Annotated in this window: 15 protein-coding genes and 1 pseudogene; 8 read left to right on the top strand and 8 right to left on the bottom strand. The window is 67.0% G+C overall.

The window, feature by feature from the left end:
• Nucleotides 1-4 precede the first annotated feature (4 nt).
• From E3T28_RS06790 to E3T28_RS06770, 5 genes are all read left to right on the top strand, one after another.
• Nucleotides 5-1,210: a PucR family transcriptional regulator gene (locus E3T28_RS06790; RefSeq protein WP_134429162.1), complete on the top strand. Its 1,206-nt coding sequence runs from the start codon at nucleotides 5-7 to the stop codon at nucleotides 1,208-1,210.
• Between the two features lie 105 nt (nucleotides 1,211-1,315).
• A complete protein-coding gene (locus E3T28_RS06785; protein ID WP_134429160.1) occupies nucleotides 1,316-2,242 on the top strand; it encodes an ACP S-malonyltransferase in 927 nt (308 codons plus the stop codon).
• A 12-nt stretch (nucleotides 2,243-2,254) separates the two neighbouring features.
• Complete coding sequence (locus E3T28_RS06780; RefSeq protein ID WP_134429158.1) at nucleotides 2,255-3,259, top strand: beta-ketoacyl-ACP synthase III; 1,005 nt, start codon at nucleotides 2,255-2,257, stop codon at nucleotides 3,257-3,259.
• Nucleotides 3,260-3,322: 63 nt separating this feature from the next.
• Nucleotides 3,323-3,571, top strand: coding sequence for an acyl carrier protein (locus E3T28_RS06775; RefSeq protein ID WP_134429156.1), 249 nt, complete (start codon nucleotides 3,323-3,325; stop codon nucleotides 3,569-3,571).
• A 90-nt stretch (nucleotides 3,572-3,661) separates the two neighbouring features.
• Nucleotides 3,662-4,897 (top strand): beta-ketoacyl-[acyl-carrier-protein] synthase family protein, encoded by a 1,236-nt coding sequence (locus E3T28_RS06770; protein ID WP_134429154.1) that lies wholly within the window; start codon nucleotides 3,662-3,664, stop codon nucleotides 4,895-4,897.
• Nucleotides 4,898-4,983: 86 nt separating this feature from the next.
• On the opposite strand, the gene E3T28_RS06765 is transcribed toward E3T28_RS06770, so the two are convergent.
• Nucleotides 4,984-5,505: a DUF3145 domain-containing protein gene (locus tag E3T28_RS06765; protein ID WP_134429152.1), complete on the bottom strand. Its 522-nt coding sequence runs from the start codon at nucleotides 5,503-5,505 to the stop codon at nucleotides 4,984-4,986.
• A 229-nt stretch (nucleotides 5,506-5,734) separates the two neighbouring features.
• Here E3T28_RS06765 and E3T28_RS06760 point away from each other — a divergent pair, with 229 nt between their 5' ends.
• Entirely contained in the window at nucleotides 5,735-6,349 is a 615-nt protein-coding gene (locus E3T28_RS06760) for a PadR family transcriptional regulator (protein ID WP_134429150.1), read from the top strand.
• A 42-nt stretch (nucleotides 6,350-6,391) separates the two neighbouring features.
• Here E3T28_RS06760 and E3T28_RS06755 read toward each other — a convergent pair whose 3' ends face one another.
• From E3T28_RS06755 to E3T28_RS06745, 3 genes are all read right to left on the bottom strand, one after another.
• Nucleotides 6,392-8,131, bottom strand: coding sequence for a bifunctional 3'-5' exonuclease/DNA polymerase (locus E3T28_RS06755; RefSeq protein WP_134429148.1), 1,740 nt, complete (start codon nucleotides 8,129-8,131; stop codon nucleotides 6,392-6,394).
• 58 nt (nucleotides 8,132-8,189) lie between these two features.
• Nucleotides 8,190-8,879, bottom strand: a complete 690-nt coding sequence (locus E3T28_RS06750; RefSeq protein ID WP_134429146.1) for a phosphoribosyltransferase — start codon at nucleotides 8,877-8,879, stop codon at nucleotides 8,190-8,192.
• A gap of 668 nt (nucleotides 8,880-9,547) precedes the next feature.
• The gene (locus tag E3T28_RS06745) at nucleotides 9,548-10,483 is read right to left on the bottom strand and encodes an aggregation-promoting factor C-terminal-like domain-containing protein (RefSeq protein ID WP_134429144.1); all 936 of its coding nucleotides are present in this window, start codon (nucleotides 10,481-10,483) and stop codon (nucleotides 9,548-9,550) included.
• A 292-nt stretch (nucleotides 10,484-10,775) separates the two neighbouring features.
• On the opposite strand from E3T28_RS06745, the gene E3T28_RS06740 reads away from it, so the two are divergent.
• Nucleotides 10,776-11,711 carry a 5'-3' exonuclease gene (locus E3T28_RS06740; RefSeq protein ID WP_134429271.1) on the top strand — a complete coding sequence of 312 codons (936 nt, stop codon included), beginning with the start codon at nucleotides 10,776-10,778 and terminating at the stop codon, nucleotides 11,709-11,711.
• 56 nt (nucleotides 11,712-11,767) lie between these two features.
• Here E3T28_RS06740 and E3T28_RS06735 read toward each other — a convergent pair.
• Nucleotides 11,768-12,219, bottom strand: a pseudogene (locus E3T28_RS06735) (DUF2252 family protein); the annotation flags it as partial.
• Between the two features lie 363 nt (nucleotides 12,220-12,582).
• On the opposite strand from E3T28_RS06735, the gene E3T28_RS06730 reads away from it, so the two are divergent.
• Entirely contained in the window at nucleotides 12,583-13,341 is a 759-nt protein-coding gene (locus E3T28_RS06730) for a hypothetical protein (RefSeq protein ID WP_134429142.1), read from the top strand.
• A 204-nt stretch (nucleotides 13,342-13,545) separates the two neighbouring features.
• Here the strand turns inward: E3T28_RS06730 and E3T28_RS06725 are convergent, their stop codons facing one another.
• From E3T28_RS06725 to E3T28_RS06715, 3 genes are all read right to left on the bottom strand, one after another.
• Complete coding sequence (locus E3T28_RS06725) at nucleotides 13,546-13,692, bottom strand: sigma-70 domain-containing protein (RefSeq protein WP_206750457.1); 147 nt, start codon at nucleotides 13,690-13,692, stop codon at nucleotides 13,546-13,548.
• Nucleotides 13,693-13,703: 11 nt separating this feature from the next.
• Nucleotides 13,704-13,898: a three-helix bundle dimerization domain-containing protein gene (locus tag E3T28_RS06720; protein WP_241979209.1), complete on the bottom strand. Its 195-nt coding sequence runs from the start codon at nucleotides 13,896-13,898 to the stop codon at nucleotides 13,704-13,706.
• A 149-nt stretch (nucleotides 13,899-14,047) separates the two neighbouring features.
• The gene (locus E3T28_RS06715) at nucleotides 14,048-15,472 is read right to left on the bottom strand and encodes a putative bifunctional diguanylate cyclase/phosphodiesterase (RefSeq protein ID WP_166786950.1); all 1,425 of its coding nucleotides are present in this window, start codon (nucleotides 15,470-15,472) and stop codon (nucleotides 14,048-14,050) included.
• Nucleotides 15,473-15,687 lie beyond the last annotated feature (215 nt).

The raw sequence follows: 15,687 nt of genomic DNA, 5'->3' as shown, positions 1-15,687 counted from the left end.
CCCCGTGGCACCCACACCGAAGACGAAAGAACAGACGCTCAGCTGGCTGCGAACGATTTCCGGCGAGCTGTCCACGGCGACGCTGAAACGTCTCGAGGACACGCTGCCCTGGTACGGCGACATGCCGCCCGGGCGGCGGTCCGCCGTGGGTCTGGTCGCCCAGGCCGGCATCACGTCGTTCATCTCATGGTTCGACGATCCCCGGTCCACGCCCTGGATCGCGGCCGACGTCTTCGGTGCAGCCCCGCGTGAACTCCTGCGCTCGATCAGCCTGCAACAGACCCTGCAGCTGATCCGCGTCACCGTCGAGGTGGTGGAGGAGCGGGTCAAGGACGGCGGGGAGATGCTGCGGGAGGCCATCCTGCTGTACTCGCGCGAAATCGCCTTCGGTGCGGCGGATGTCTATGCCCGGGCGGCCGAGGCGCGCGGCCTCTGGGACGTGCGCCTCGAGGCTCTCGTCGTCGACTCGATCCTGAGCGGCGAATACGACGATGAATTGCCCAGCCGGATCGCCGCCCTCGGCTGGCACGGGCACGGCGAGGTTTGCGTGCTCGTGGGCACGACGCCGAAGATGCTCGACGTCGATCAACTGCGTCGCTCGGCCCGCCACATGGCCGCCGACGTGCTGATCGGGGTACAGGGCAACCGGCTGGTCCTGGTCATCGGCCGGGCTCACCCCACCCCGACAGACCCGGATGACGCGATCGGCACGGCCTCCGCCCTCAGCTTCATGGAGATCGCCGTGCAGCTCGAGCCGAGCTTCGGCGCCGGCCACCTGGTGCTCGGCCACGAGGTGCCGAATCTGGTCGACGCGTCCAAGAGCGCCAAGGCCGCCCTGGCCGGCTTCGCCGTGGCCCGGTCCTGGCGCAATGCCCCCCGTCCGGTGCAGGCCGATGACCTGCTCCCCGAGCGGGCCCTGGCCGGCGATCCGCTCGCTCGCGCCACACTGATCCACCGGATCTACCGACCGCTGCAGGCGCATTCGACCGAACTGCTCACCACGCTCTGGTGCTACCTGGACAACGGCCGCTCCCTGGAAGCCACCGCGCGGGAACTCTTCGTACATCCGAACACCGTGCGCTACCGCCTGAAGCGGGTGTCGGAGGTCATCGGCTACGACGCCACCGGCGCCCGCGAGGCGCTCATCCTGCAGGCCGCCCTCATCATCGGGTCGATCAGCGACCACGACGGCTCCGCACGCCGGCGGTAGCGTCGCCAGCGAGGGCGCCGAACTAGCGTGATTCGACAAACACTCCCCGAATAGTTGGTGGATCATCGACACGCCCGCGGCAATCGAGCTTGGGAGACTAGACCAATGATTGTTGTCGTCTGCCCCGGTCAGGGCTCACAAACCCCCGGTTTCCTCGAGCCCTGGCTTCGGGATCCCACCTTCACCGCCGGCCTGGATGAGATCTCCGAGGCCTGTGGAATCGACCTTCTGCGCCACGGAACCGTGAGTGACGCCGACACCATCCGGGACACCCGGATCGCCCAGCCGCTGATCGTGGCCGCCGGGCTCCTCACCCTGGGTGTGCTCCTGGCCGACGGTCGACGTGAGCGCATCGCCGGCATTGCCGGCCACTCGGTGGGCGAGATCACGGCCGCCGCCGGCGCCGGCATCCTCAGCGCTGCGGACGCCGTTCGATTCGTGCGCGAGCGCGGCAACGCCATGGCGGAGGCGGCGGCGCTGGAGCCGTCCGGCATGAGCGCGGTGCTGGGCGGGGACGAAGCCGAACTCCTGGCTCGCCTCGACGAGCTCGACCTTGCACCGGCCAACTTCAACGGCGGCGGTCAGGTCGTCGTCGCCGGCTCCCTCGCGGCCCTGGCCGTTCTCGGGGAGAACCCCACCCCGCGCACGCGGGTGATCCCACTGCAAGTGGCCGGAGCATTCCACACGCGGTATATGCAGCCGGCCGTGCAGCACCTCGCCCAGGTTGCCGCACAGGTACTGCCAGCCGATCCCTCGATTCCGATCTGGACGAACCGTGACGGCAACCGGGTCACCAGCGGGACCCGCTTCATGGAGTTACTGGTTGATCAAGTGTCCTCGCCGGTACGGTGGGACCTGTGCATGCGTTCATTCGCGGAGGCCGGCGTGACCGGAATCATCGAGGTCGCACCGGCTGGGGCCCTTGTCGGCCTCGCCAAACGTGCCCTCAAGGGTGTGCCCAGTGTCGCGATCAAGACACCGGACGACCTGCCCGCTGCGTTCGACCTGATCGACCAGCAGAACCTAGTCTGACCGAAAGAGAATATGTCCAAGCCAACACTCCAGCAGTCGCACGGTCCCCAGTACACCCGGATCCTCTCGATCGGTGCCGCCCGCGGCGATCTCGTCGTACCCAACGACGACCTGGTCGGACCGATCGACTCGTCCGATGAATGGATCCAGCAGCGCACCGGCATCATCACCCGGACCCGGGCGAGCGCGGACATCCAGGCCGTCGACCTTGCAACGGATGCTGCACGGGAGGCCATCGAGCGGTCCGGCATCGAGCCGCACCTGATCGACGCCGTCATCGTGGCCACCATCAGCAACAGCCGTCAGACCCCGTCCATCGCCGCCGTGGTGGCCGACCGGGTCGGCGCCAACCCCGCGGCCGCCTATGACGTCAACGCCGCCTGCGCCGGCTACACCTACGCCGTCGCGCAGGCCGACTCACTGATCCGCACGGGCACAGCCCACTATGCGCTGGTGATCGGCGCGGAGAAGCTGTCCGACCTCGTCGACCCCACGGACCGCAGCATCTCGTTCCTGCTCGGCGACGGCGCGGGCGCCGTCGTCATCGGCCCAAGCGACTACCCGGGGATCGCACCCACCGTCTGGGGATCCGACGGGTCCAAGGCCGATGCCATCACCATGAACCACACCCTGCAGGAGTACCGCCGCGGCGAATCCGAATGGCCCACCCTCCGCCAGGAAGGCCAGACGGTCTTCCGCTGGGCGGTCTGGAACATGGCGAAGGTGGCCAAGGAAGCTCTCCAGGTCGCGGGAATCGAGAGCGACCAGCTTGCCGCCTTCATCCCGCACCAGGCCAATATGCGCATCATCGACGAATTCGCCAAGCAGCTGAAGCTTCCTGAATCCGTCGTGATCGCCCGCGACGTGGCCACCACCGGTAACACCTCTTCGGCGTCGATCCCCTTGGCCACCCACCGACTGCTCGAAGATCACCCCGAGCTCAGCGGAGGCCTCGCCCTCCAGATCGGCTTCGGCGCCGGGCTCGTGTTCGGCGCGCAGGTCGTCGTGCTTCCCTAGATTTCACTCAACCCCCTCTAAACTGAGTCTCGGTCATACGAGACACCCCCAAGGAGAAATAACATGGCACTGTCCACCGAAGAAGTTCTGACCGGCCTGGCCGAGCTCATCAACGACGAGACCGGCATCTCGGCCGACACGGTTGAGATGGGGAAGTCATTCACCGATGATCTGGACATCGATTCCATCTCGATGATGACCATCGTCGTCAACGCCGAAGAGAAGTTCGACGTCAAGATCCCCGACGAAGAGGTCAAGAACCTCAAGTCCGTCGGCGACGCCGTCGATTTCATCGTCAAGGCTCAGGTCTAATCCACAACTGAACAGGCCGGTCGGCATCTGCCGACCGGCCTGATCTGTGGGTGACGCCCACGTTTGCACGCCTCACGGAGAGTTAACGTCATGACCAAAAAAATCGTTATCACCGGCATCGGTGCGACCTCCCCTCTCGGCGGCACGGCCGCCGACAGCTGGTCTGCCCTGCTCGCCGGCGAATCGGGGACGAGCCCGCTCGACCACGAATGGGTGGCCCGGACTCAGCTTCCGGTGACCTTCGCCGCTCAGGCCAGGGTTCCGTCCATCGACGTCCTAACCCGCCACGAGACGAAGCGCCTCGACCCGTCCAGTCAATTCGCGCTGATCGCCGGGCGTGAAGCCTGGGCGGATGCCGGCTCCCCCGAGGCAGACCCCGAGCGCCTGGCCGTCGATTGGGCGACCGGCATCGGCGGAGTCTGGACCCTCCTCGACGCGTGGGATACCCTCCGCGAACGCGGTCCGCGCCGCGTCCTGCCGATGACCGTGCCCATGCTCATGCCGAACGGTCCGGGAGCGGCCATCGGAATGGACCTTCACGCCCGTGCCGGCATCACCACGGTCGTGTCCGCGTGCGCCTCGAGCACCGAATCGCTCGTGAACGCCTACAACCGGCTGCAGGCCGGGCTCGCCGACATCGTCATCGCCGGCGGTTCGGAGGCCGCGATCCACCCGCTGCCGATCGCATCCTTCGCTGCCATGCAGGCTTTGTCCAAGCGCAACGACGACCCGGCAACGGCGTCACGGCCCTACGACATCACCCGGGACGGCTTCGTGCTCGGGGAGGGCGCCGCGGCGCTCGTCGTCGAGACGGAAGAACACGCCAAGGCCCGTGGTGCGCGCATCTACGCCGAGCTCCTCGGCGGCGCCGTGACCAGCGACGCTTACCACATCACCGCGCCGGACCCTGAGGGGACGGCGGCGGCCCGCGCGATGATCACCGCGATCAAGAACGCCGGCGCGAGCCTCGCGGATGTCTCGCACATCAACGCTCATGCGACCAGCACACCGGTCGGCGACATCGCCGAGTACAACGCCCTGCGCCGGGTGTTCGGCGACCTGCTCGACGGTATCCCGGTGTCGGCGACCAAGGCGTCCACCGGTCATCTCCTCGGTGGTGCCGGGGCGATCGAGGCCCTGTTCACGGTTCTCGCTTTGGCCGAGCGCATGGCCCCGCCGACCATCAACCTGCTGAACCAGGATCCGAGCATCCCGCTCGACGTCGTGACCATGCCGCGCACGTTGCCGTCCGGCGACCTGCTGGCCATCAGCAACTCGTTCGGGTTCGGCGGCCACAACGCCGTCGTCGCCTTCCGGTCGATTTAGCTCCACCCTGCGGGACCAGCGCCATACGCGGAAGACCCCGGCCGCCATCGGTCAGGGTCTTCCGCGTTCGGAGGAATAGTCACCCGTCACCCCACCTGGTGCAGCCAGACCACGGCATTGAAATCGCCGGCGTGCCGGAACGGCTCGAGTTCATCGTCCCAGGACTGCCCGAGCGCACAGCGCAGCTGCCGGTGAAGCTCCAGGGCGTTCGTCCCGGCCATTTCCATTGCGTGGCGCAGCCGGTCCTCCGGGATCACGACGTTGCCAGCCGTATCCGTTTGGGCGAAGAAGACCCCCAAATCGGGAGTGTGCAGCCAACGCCCCCCATCGGTGCCGAGACTGGCGTCCTCGGTGACCTCGAAGCGAAGGTGCTCCCAGCCACGGAGAGCCGACGCGATCTGTGCGCCTGTGCCGCGGGCACCCTCCCAGTAATACTCGGCACGCTGCGCACCGCGGAGCACGGGCTGCTCCGACCAGTCGAAACTGACGGGCTCGCCTACGACGCGACCCACGGCCCATTCCACATGGGCACTCAACGCCCGAGGCGAAGAATGCACGTAAATTACACCTCGCGCAGTCGCTGCCTGCCGAGCTTGTGTAGCCACCATCGTTTCTCCCGTTCTGTGAGGTGCGTCTTCCCCAACGACCTCTGAACGAAACAATGCGGCGTGCTGTGAACTTGTGAAGGGTGGTGATCTTTTCCCGTAGTGTCAAGGCACAGCGTCAGGCGCCGCCCCACTGAATTATGCCTCAGTGACCCGTGCGATCACAAGGCGCGATCCCGGTCCTCCCGTTGGCTATACTCAGTATGGTTTTACTCTCACCACCGGAGGTCCCATGTCTGTGCGCAGCTGCTTGTTGGCGATTCTCACGATCGGTCCCGCGTACGGTTTCCAGCTGCACGGAGAGTTGGAGTCCAGAACCGCCGGCCGGCGAGCTGTCAACGTCGGGCAGATCTACGGCACACTCGAGCGCCTGGTGAAGCAGGAGGCCGTCGAGTCGGCCGGTAGAACCCCGGACGGGCTGCCGCTGTACCGGATCACGGCGCTCGGTCGGGCCGAGGCGCTGCAGTGGCTGTCCGGCGCCGAGAGCACCCCCGACGACGAGTGGAACGACCTGGTCGACCGGGTCCTGATCGCAGCCTCCCTACCTGACCCCCACGCTCTGGGCATCGACGCGCGCGAGGTCGTTGCCGGCTATCGGCAGCGGTGGCAGTCGGTCGCCGAGCTCGCAGCCGTGGTCGCCGCAGGCACGGACTTTGAGAGTGTGGACACCGCGGGCACGGGCGCGGAGCGGCTGGCGGGCGCCGCCCGGGTGACACTGGCCGCCGCCGCCCTGGCCTGGCTCCGGGACGTCGATACGCTGCTCGCCGACGGCCCCACAGAGGCCTTCCAACACGGACTGAACGACGTGCGGCCGAAGCGCGGGCGACGGCCGGCATCCGTCGCCTGACCGGCAGGCGCCGGCACCCCCTCGCCCTCCCCGACGGCGCCGCTATTTCGCCTGCGCGTAGCTGTCGACCGTCGCGACGGTGAGCAGGAAGTCCACCGGGAAATCGGCGAACAGGTGTCGGCCGGCGGTGTCCGCCGCGCGCCGGATGATCCCCTCGACGGTGGCGGCCAGCGCGGCCGGTGTGTGCACCATGACCTCGTCGTGCAGGAAGAAGACTAGGTGCGGGGCCTGATCGAATTCCGACCCGGAAGCGGCCGGGGTGCACGGCGGCAGCATCCGCAGTTCCCGGCGCACCTCCGCCATCCAGCACAGCGCCCATTCCGCGGCACTGCCCTGCACGATGAAATTACGGGTGAAACGGCCCCAGTCGCGTGCCTGGCTGCGGGCGCGGCGCTCGTCGGCATCCGTTGCCCCGGGGTCGTAGGCCTGCGCCTGGGTCGCCAGCCAGCGTTCCCCGGGTCGCGGGGAGGAGCGCCCGAGCCGCGTCGTCACGCTCTCTCCGCGCTCCCCGGCCCGCGCCGCCGTCTCGGTGAGGGCCAAGGCGCGCGGGAAGGCCTTCGCGAGCCGCGGCAGCAGTCGCCCGCTCTCCCCGCTGGTGGCGCCGTACATCGCCCCGAGCATGGCGACCTTGGCGTGTTCACGGGTCTCCACGACACCCCCGGCGACGATCCCGGCGTACAGGTCCGTCCCCCGGCCGGCCTGAGCCATGGCAGTGTCGCCCGAGAGGGCGGCCAGGATGCGCGGCTCCAACTGTGCGGCATCCGCGACCACCAGCTTCCAGTCGGCATCGGCGACGACGGCCCCGCGCACCTGTTTGGGCAGCTGCAGGGCTCCCCCGCCCCGGGTGGCCCAGCGTCCGGTCACCACCCCGCCGGGGATGTACTCGGGATGGAACCGGCCATTCACGATCCAGGTGTCCATCCAGTACCAGCCGTTCGCGCTGAGCAGCCGGGACAACTTCTTGTACTCGAGCAACGGCTCGATCACGGGGTGGGTGAATTCCTTGAGCTCCCAGGCACGGGTGGACGTCACCCTCAGGCCGGCCTTCTGCAGGGCCCGCATCAGGTCGGGTTGCGAGTCCGGATTGAGACCGGGCTCGCCAAGGGCGTCTCGGATGCGCCGGGCGAGGTTCTCGAGGCGCTCGGGCCGGATGCCTGGGGCCACGCGGGCGCCGAGCTCGCGGGTCAGCAGGGCGTCATGCACGTCGGTGCGCCACGGCAGTCCGGCGAATTGCATCTCGGCGGCGATCAGGGCACCGGCGGATTCCGCGGCGAGCAGCAGCCGAAGCCGGCCGGGCTCCGTGGAGGCGCGGACCGCGTCGAGTTGACGCCGGAATTCCGCCTGCGGGCCGGCACCGGCAGCGGTGTCGGTGCCGCCCTCGGCGGGGCCCTCAGCACCAGCACCAGTGTCACCGTCGAACAGGTCGAAGAGCGTCACCCCGGATGCAGCCGCGTCCGGTTGGAGAGCCGGCGCCCGATCCCACTGACTCGGCTCGGCCCGGGCCAATGAGCTCGCCTGAGTGAGGGACGACAGGCGCAGAATCGTATGGCACAGGCGCAGGTCGTGCGCGCGGTGCACCCGGACCCCGGCTTTCAGCAGCAGCGGGTAGATGCGGGCCGTGTCCTCCCACACCCACCGAGGCCGGTCAGCCTCCTGATCGCACACATAGCCAGGGAAGTCGCGGGAAGTCAAACGGAGTGCGGGCCCCGAAACCTCGCCCTCCGGGCCGAGCGGCAGAACGAGGAGCTCCCCGTTATTCGTTCGACTCACCAGAAGATACACCTCACCATTCTGCCGGTTCGGCACCGGGCCGGAGAAACGGGCAGCCGTCGCGACACCGTCAGGTCGTCACGCCGTCGGTCGGCGGGGAGGCGTCGGCCGCAACCCACGCGTCCTGGAGCAGGGTCACCGTCTCATCGTCGGACAGCTGGTGGAAGTCGGTGTAGCACGGACCGATCGCCCAGAATTCCTGCAGGGCGTTCAGCACAACGACGACATCCGCGTACTGCCTCATATCTTCGATCAGGTCCGTAGGTGCGACCGGGACAGCGAGCACCGTGAGGGCGGCACCCAGCCGTCTCAGGGCCGTGAGGGCCGCCTTGGCCGAGGCTCCCGTGGCGAGACCGTCGTCCACGATCACGGCGACTCGGCCCCGCGGACTGATCGGCTGCCGATCACCGAGATAGAGGATGCGACGTCGTTCGATTTCGGACAGCTCGCGACGGCGGGCCCTAGCCAGACCCACCGAGTCGCCACCGGTCGCGGCGAACACATCCTCGTTGACGATCGTCTGCGGACTTGGGCCGTTGACGACCGCCCCCAGCGCGACCTCCGGATAGCCCGGCGCCCCGATCTTGCGCACCAGGATGAGGTCCAGCGGTGCGTGCAGGCACCGGGCGACCTCGACCGCCACCGGCACGCCGCCTCGTGGGAGGGCGTAGACCACCGGGTCGTGTGCCTCCAGCTCGGTCAGGCGTTCGGCCAGTCGCGCGGCCAGCTGCACACCGGCATCACTCCGATTCGTGAACATGCGGCTCCCGCCCGGCGGATACCTCGTGCGGGAACCGCCTCGCCCGATTCTGCCGCCGGGCCTTGCCTTTGTCGAGAGCCGTCCGGGATTCAGGCGCGGCGGCCCGATTCGAGCCGACGCGCGCAGGAGACGCAGAGTTCGGATGCCGGGCGCGCATCCAGCCGTTCCTCGCCGAGGCGTCCGCGTCGGGTTTGCTCGCCGCGATCGTCGCCTTCCCCTTGGTGTCGGTTCGGCCGTTCTTCCTCGCCCGACGGCGGCCGTCCGCCCTCGGCTGATCCGCACGGGCACGACGAATATGAAGACCATGACCGCCACCGGAGGCTTCCGCACCTCCACGTCGCCAGCACCTACTCAACCCACGACGGGATGACCATGCCGGACACTCTCGGCGACCAGGCCGCCGCGCAGGTCTGTACGGGGCGGTCGAAGAGTTCCGGCCGCTGTCGGGCGAGGCCATCGACCTCGACCGGATCCCGCCTGCTCGAGGTTGCACGTCGAAGTCAGGCTGGCCGAAGTCAGTCGAGTACGGGCGGCTCCGGCGCCACGCAGCTCGGTACGCTTCTCGCGTCCGCCCCCGTGCTTACCCGGTTCGAGATCGCCGCCGACATCTGATGGAAGTCGACGTCCGCACCCGGTGACCGGGCGGGTCTACTCAAGTCCCAATCCGGTCAGTACCAGTTATTCGACTCGGAGTGCGCCCAGGCGCCGCACGGGCTACCGTACCCGGCCTGGATGTAACCGAGGCCCCAGGAAATCTGGGTGGTCGCGTTCGTGGCCCAGTCCGATCCCGCGGTCGCCATCTTGCTTCCGGGCAGAGCCTGCGGGATGCCGGTTGCTCCGCTGGAGTTGTAGGCCGAGTACGACCAGCCGGATTCCTTGGTCCAGAGCTGCACGAGGCAGGAAAACTCCGACTCGCCCCAACCGTACGTCGAAGCGGCCATCGCTCGGGCCGTCGCTTTCGCCTCCGCGGGCGAGTTGCCGCCGGCGGCGGCCTGAGGTGCAGCTGGCGCAGCGGAATCCCGTGCGGCCTCGGCCTCGGCCGCAGCCGCAGCCTCGGCAGCAGCCGCAGCCTGGGCGGAAGCCTCAGCTTGGGCGCGGGCCGCTTCCGCGGCGGCCGCCGCTGCGGCCTCGGCGGCAACGCGGTCGACCTCGGCCACGGCTGACCGTGCCGCGGCAGCCGCCTCCTGAGTCTGTCCGGTCAACGCGATCACGGTGTCCGTCTCCAGCGTCTTGTAGTCCCCGAGCGCGGCAACGGATGACGCCAGCGGGGTCGAATCCACCTTGTTCGCCATTGCCGTAATCACCGTTCCGGCGTCGCTGAGGGTGCTCTCCGCGCGATCATGGGCTGTCTTCGTCGCGATGGCGGAGTAGACGCTGAGCTGCTCGTGTCGGAGTCCGGTGCTCTCGGAAAGCTCGGTCGTCGCGGCAATGCTGGCGGTACTTGCTGCGGATGCCTGTGACACCGCGCCGATCCCGGTGATCAAGGCGATGAGGCCGAGCGACGCTCCGGCCCCGAGAGCGACGGACCGAGTGCGTGAACGCTTACGTTTGGCGTTGATTTCACGGCGGGCGGACACAGGTGAACTGGGTGAAGCAAAGCGCATGACTTCCAAAAGCGGTACGGCCGGGCTACACGATCCTCGGCGCACCTTGATCGGTGGACTCACGGCCAGATGCGGCCGCGCGGGCGAAGTTTCCATCATGCACGTGCATTCTGGACAGATGCTCAGTTGTAGCTGGCAAAGTCATCCGTACTCACGGTGCCCACGCCCGAACCGAAAGCGACAGAGTCCTCCCCGACCCCCGACCGATGCGGATGCGGATTGGCGCTGAGCGTCGCGGCCTGACTGGCCCGTGTGGGAGGATGCCGCCGTGACCGAACCACGTGAATGCCTGATGCTCCTCGATACGGCCGGCCTCTACTTCCGAGCCTTCCACGCGGTTCCGGACACCATTCGCGCGTCCAACGGGATACCCGTGAACGCCGTCCGCGGGCTGCTTGACATGATCGCGCGGCTCGTCGCCGAGTTCCAGCCGAGCGAGATCGTGGCCTGCTGGGACGATGACTGGCGGCCGCAGTGGCGCGTGGACCTGATCCCCACCTACAAGTCCCACCGGGTCGCCGCTGACCAGCCGAGGGTGAGCAACTTTCCGGTCGAGGCGATGCCAGCCCTGCTCAGCGCACAGGTCCCGCTCATCCGCGAGGTGCTCGGCGCGCTCGGCATCCCGGTGATCGGCGCCCCACAACACGAGGCAGACGATGTCATCGGCACCCTGGCCTCGCACGCGACGATCCCCGTGGATGTCGTCACCGGCGACCGTGACCTCTTCCAACTCATCGACGACACCCGCGGGGTGCGGGTCGTCTACACCGGGCGAGGCATGGCTCGGCTTGAGATTCTGACGGATGCCGCACTCGAGGCCAAATACGGAGTGCTCCCGGTTCAGTACGCGGACTTCGCAGTGCTTCGCGGCGACGCCTCAGACGGCCTGCCCGGAGTGCCCGGGGTGGGCGAGAAGACGTCGGCCACGCTGCTCCGCACCTACGGTGACCTTGCCGGGATCGTCGCAGCGGCCGCACACCCCGAATCCGCGCTGGCATTGAGCGCGCGGGCCAGGCTCCTCGCCGCCACCGATTACCTGAAGGTGGCCCCGGCGGTGGTGAGGGTAGTGCGCGACCTGGCGCTGCCCGGCTACGACGCCCGAATCCGAGTGAGCACTCGCGGCCAAGCGGTGCACCTGGATCGCCTGGCCGTTGAATGGGGACTGGGGGCCTCATTGGAACGTGCGCGCCGGGCCTTGCATGCGCCGGACTCCCCCGGCTGGTTGTAACGCCTCTTCGGCAGGTGGTCTTCCAGAACGGATGACGTGGCCTCCTTGACCTGGAGGAACACCGGGTCATGCTCGTCTCGTCCCTCGAGCAGGGCGATGCAGGCGCGGGTTCCGACGCTGCCGACCCGACGACTTTGCGGGCCACGTCGACGACCCGGACGCGCTCGAGAAGGAAACGACGGTCCTCTTGCAAGTGTGTCCCGATACGAGCCCAACTGTGCGTTGAGCGCGTCCCAGATCTCGTCGGCAGACAGCCCGAACGTGTCATAGGGTTCACGGACGGGAACAAGACCGGCGGCTGGCTGACGATCCGGTAGTGCCCGTCCACGTACTCGGCCAGCTTGGAGAGCGCCTGCATGCTGTTGCGGGTTCGGGCTTTCTCGGCCCACCGCTGTGCTTTCCTACCGACGACCTTCGCGACCTTCCGCTGCCTTTGAGCCGCTCGAGTTGCTCGGCTTAGTCCTTCAGCTGGCCAGCATCTGGAGTAATGGCACGCCCTTGTCCACAGCGCTGGCCCCTAGATATTCCCGCGCCCAGCGTAGGCAGCTGGTCGTGGATGCCGTCGCGGCCCTCGTAGAGTAAATCGGCCCCCTGTCGGCTGAGGCTGACGTAGGACTCTCAACCGTCCCGGCGCCCCGAGTAAACGGAACGTTCGCTCGTAGAAGTCCAGATTGGCCGGCCGCCTACTGGTTCTGTCCGGACTGGCCTAGCGTCGCGAGACCGCGGTTCACCTAGCAGGAACGCTACGGAGGGGATCAATCGTCGCCCGTCGAACGCATTTCGCTCAGCCGCCCTTGCGAGTACCATTCTGTGCATCTCTGAACCGTGACCGGTTCGCCCTAACTGCCAGCGCCCCACAAGGGAGTGCATCATGAGTGCAATCAGCGAACATGACCGCAGAACCGCGTCGGCGAAGGCGTCGGCCGAGACCACCAATCGGGCAGCGTTACGTGCCGGTGGAACAGCGGCCGTCGTTGCCGGGCTCGGAGGCATCACATGGTTCACGCTTGAGCTCCTGCCGCCAGTTCTCGGTTTCGACGACACAGACGACCCCGCAGCGAGCCTCGACTATCTGCGCCAGTATCCGCAGTTGTACCCTGTCGCAGGGGTTGCGCTTTTCACCATGGCCATCGCTTTCGTCGTGGCGAGTTTCGCCGTCTCCGATGTGCTTGCACCACGCACAAGCAGCATCACTCGCCGGAGCCTGAGCGCACTCGGTCTCATGTCGGCCACATTCCTGTTCATGCACGGGGTCTTGCGCTCGTCCGTGGGACCGTTGCTCTACATCGACGGGATCAACAGCAGATGGGGCGAGTCCGCATACGTCAGCATTCAAATGCTGGGAACCCACGGTTTTGCCCAAGCGAGCCTCCTCACGCTCTCCGTTTGGGTCGTGGGCATCAGTGTCGCCGGGGCACGCTCCCACGCCCTGCCGATCTGGATATGCGTTCTCGGAGTCGTCACAGGCCTCCGGCTCGTGATGCTGATCGCTGGCCCCCTCCTGACGGCGACCAATATCGATTTGCCCGAGGTGATCTGGCTGTCCTCAGTGGCACTGATCCCGCTGGGTATGCTGTGGTGGCTCGGACTCGGCATTGTGTTGCTGGTCAAGTCCCACCGCGACGGTTAGTCGCCGTTGAGCCCGAACCGTGCCTCCTNTCCGCTCCCGTGTGGGCAGCGCGTCGAGATGAAAGGTGATGTCAGAGCGGCGCAGGGCAAGCGCCGCGTACTCCTCCGGCTGGGGCAGATCATCGTCCATGATCAGCTCGGAGATGTCGGCCAAGCCCTCGCCGAGTGGGGTCTGATACGAGATCGGTTCGACGTCCCAATCAAGCTAGGTCCGCACGTCGGCCATCGGAGCCCCGCAGGCCTCGGCCAGCTCCGCCAGAGTGGGTTCGCGGTACAGGCTGGCGGTGAGGTCGCGGCGGATGCGCTTGACCTTGTTGAGCTTCCCCACTGGCGGTCGAGCGCGCAAACTCACTGAACCGTCGCTCACTGTTTGCGCAAGCGCTCCTTCACCCCGTGTTCGACGAGCACGGGAACGAAGTCACGGATCGGGCGGCCGGAGAACGCTTCGTGCTCCTCACGAACAGCCCTTTCAACACGTGACCGTGGCACATCGGGGAATCGTTCCGTGAGACGATCCACTACTTTTTCGACGGCCTGCAGTTCATCGTTGAGGTTCACAAATCTCAGTCTTCCACCGTTGGGAGCTTGGTATCAAGGCGGGCGCATAGTTCTCGTCTGCATCGGCACAACAACGACCGAGAACCCGGTGTCGAGGAGGCGCGATGTCGCTTCCCTCCTCCGCACACCCTGATTCAACCGGCATCAGGTCAGCTACTTTCAATTCGTCCCTTGGGATCAAGGGGGACTGCGCGGAGGGTCGTCGAGGATGAGACCGAGCACCGTTGCGGAAGGTCCTCCGGGGCGACGGGCCGCGAAATGAGATAGCCCTGCACGGTGTCGCAGCGCAAATCACGCAGGAGCTGGAGTTGGCTCTGGCGTTCAACACCTTCGGCGGTGACCGTCAGCCCGATGGCATGAGCGGTGTCGATAATGCCGCCCACGAGCAGGGCGTCCGAGGGTGAGGAATCGATGTTGTCGACGAAGGTCTTGTCGATCTTCACCGTGGTCAGCGGCAGACTGCGCAGCAGGGCAAGGGAAGAGAAACCGGTGCCATAGTCGTCCAGGGCGATACTGATTCCGGCCTCCCGGAGCTGTTGGAGCTGGCCGATCGCCCGCGGCAGATCGGTGATCGCGGCACCCTCGGTGATTTCCACCTCGATGAGGTGTGCGGGCACCGCGTGTCGGTGGAGCGCGGACACTAGCTCGGGAACGATGGTGCGAGCCGCGAGTTGGAGTGGAGACACATTGACTGCGATCCGACGCGGTGTTCCCGCATCCAACCAAACCCTGGCCTGGGCGCAGGCCTCGTTGATGACCCGTTGCCCAATCCGGTGGATGTCGCCGGAGAGTTCCATGATCGGAATGAACTCCGCGGGCGACACGGCGCCTAACACCGGGTCGGTCCAGCGCAGCAGCGCCTCCACCGCCGAGCAGTCACCGCTGGACAGGTCCATCTGCGGTTGGTAGTGCAGGGTGAACGAGAGGGTTTCGAACGCCTTCGGCAGGCGCCGCCGAATGAGCGCATTTCGCACGATCGGGGCGGCCTCGCCGTGCCCGTCGAGACGGGCGACCTGGCGCTTCCCTGCCTGCTTTGCCTTGAGCATCGCTCCGTCGGCGTGGCGGAGAAGCACGTCAAGCCTGCTCAGTTCTCGTTCCGCTGCGACATCACCGGCCATGGCAATACCGACAGACGCCGAAACATGCAGCAGATGGCCGTCGCAGACAAACGGCACCGACGCGCCGAGCACGACCCGATCCGCGATGGCGAGGAGCTGCGCTTCATCCACGTCGACCAGCAACACCGCGAACTCGTCGCCGCCGAGGCGGGCGAGGAGATCGGTGGGTCGGACAAGGTGACGCAGCCGGTCGGCGAAGCCGATCAGAATCTCATCCCCGGCCTGATGACCGAAGGTGTCGTTGATCGCTTTGAAACCGTCGAGGTCGATGTAGAGCACCGCAATGCGGGTTATGTCCACGCTGCCCTCGATGGACGTGGCTCCGCTCTCCTCCAATTGCCGACGATTGGGTAGGCCGGTCAGGGGATCGTGCAGAGCGGCGTAACGAAATTCAGCCGACAACCGTTCAAAGATCTGTGAGACCGACACGACACGGGGACCCTCATCGGTCAGCACGAGAACGTCCCGGTACCGGTTGCCCTCCGGCAGCTCCAGGACGCGCTGCGCCGCGTTCGCCAAGCTCATCTGACCGGGTAGCGCGAAAGAGTTCTCCGGCACCATCTGGATGGCCGTCGATCGGGCATGCAGGCCACGACCGTAACCCAATCGGCCGGTCAGAGTGAACTCCACCTGTTCTCGAGTCAGCAGAAAGCAGATACCGTCCTCGTGCA

Origin of the sequence: Cryobacterium sinapicolor, assembly GCF_004403465.1 — a bacterium.
GTDB lineage: Bacteria > Actinomycetota > Actinomycetes > Actinomycetales > Microbacteriaceae > Cryobacterium > Cryobacterium sinapicolor.
The sequence above is the reverse complement of the archived record's forward strand: the minus strand, read 5'-3'. Positions and strand labels throughout refer to the sequence as shown.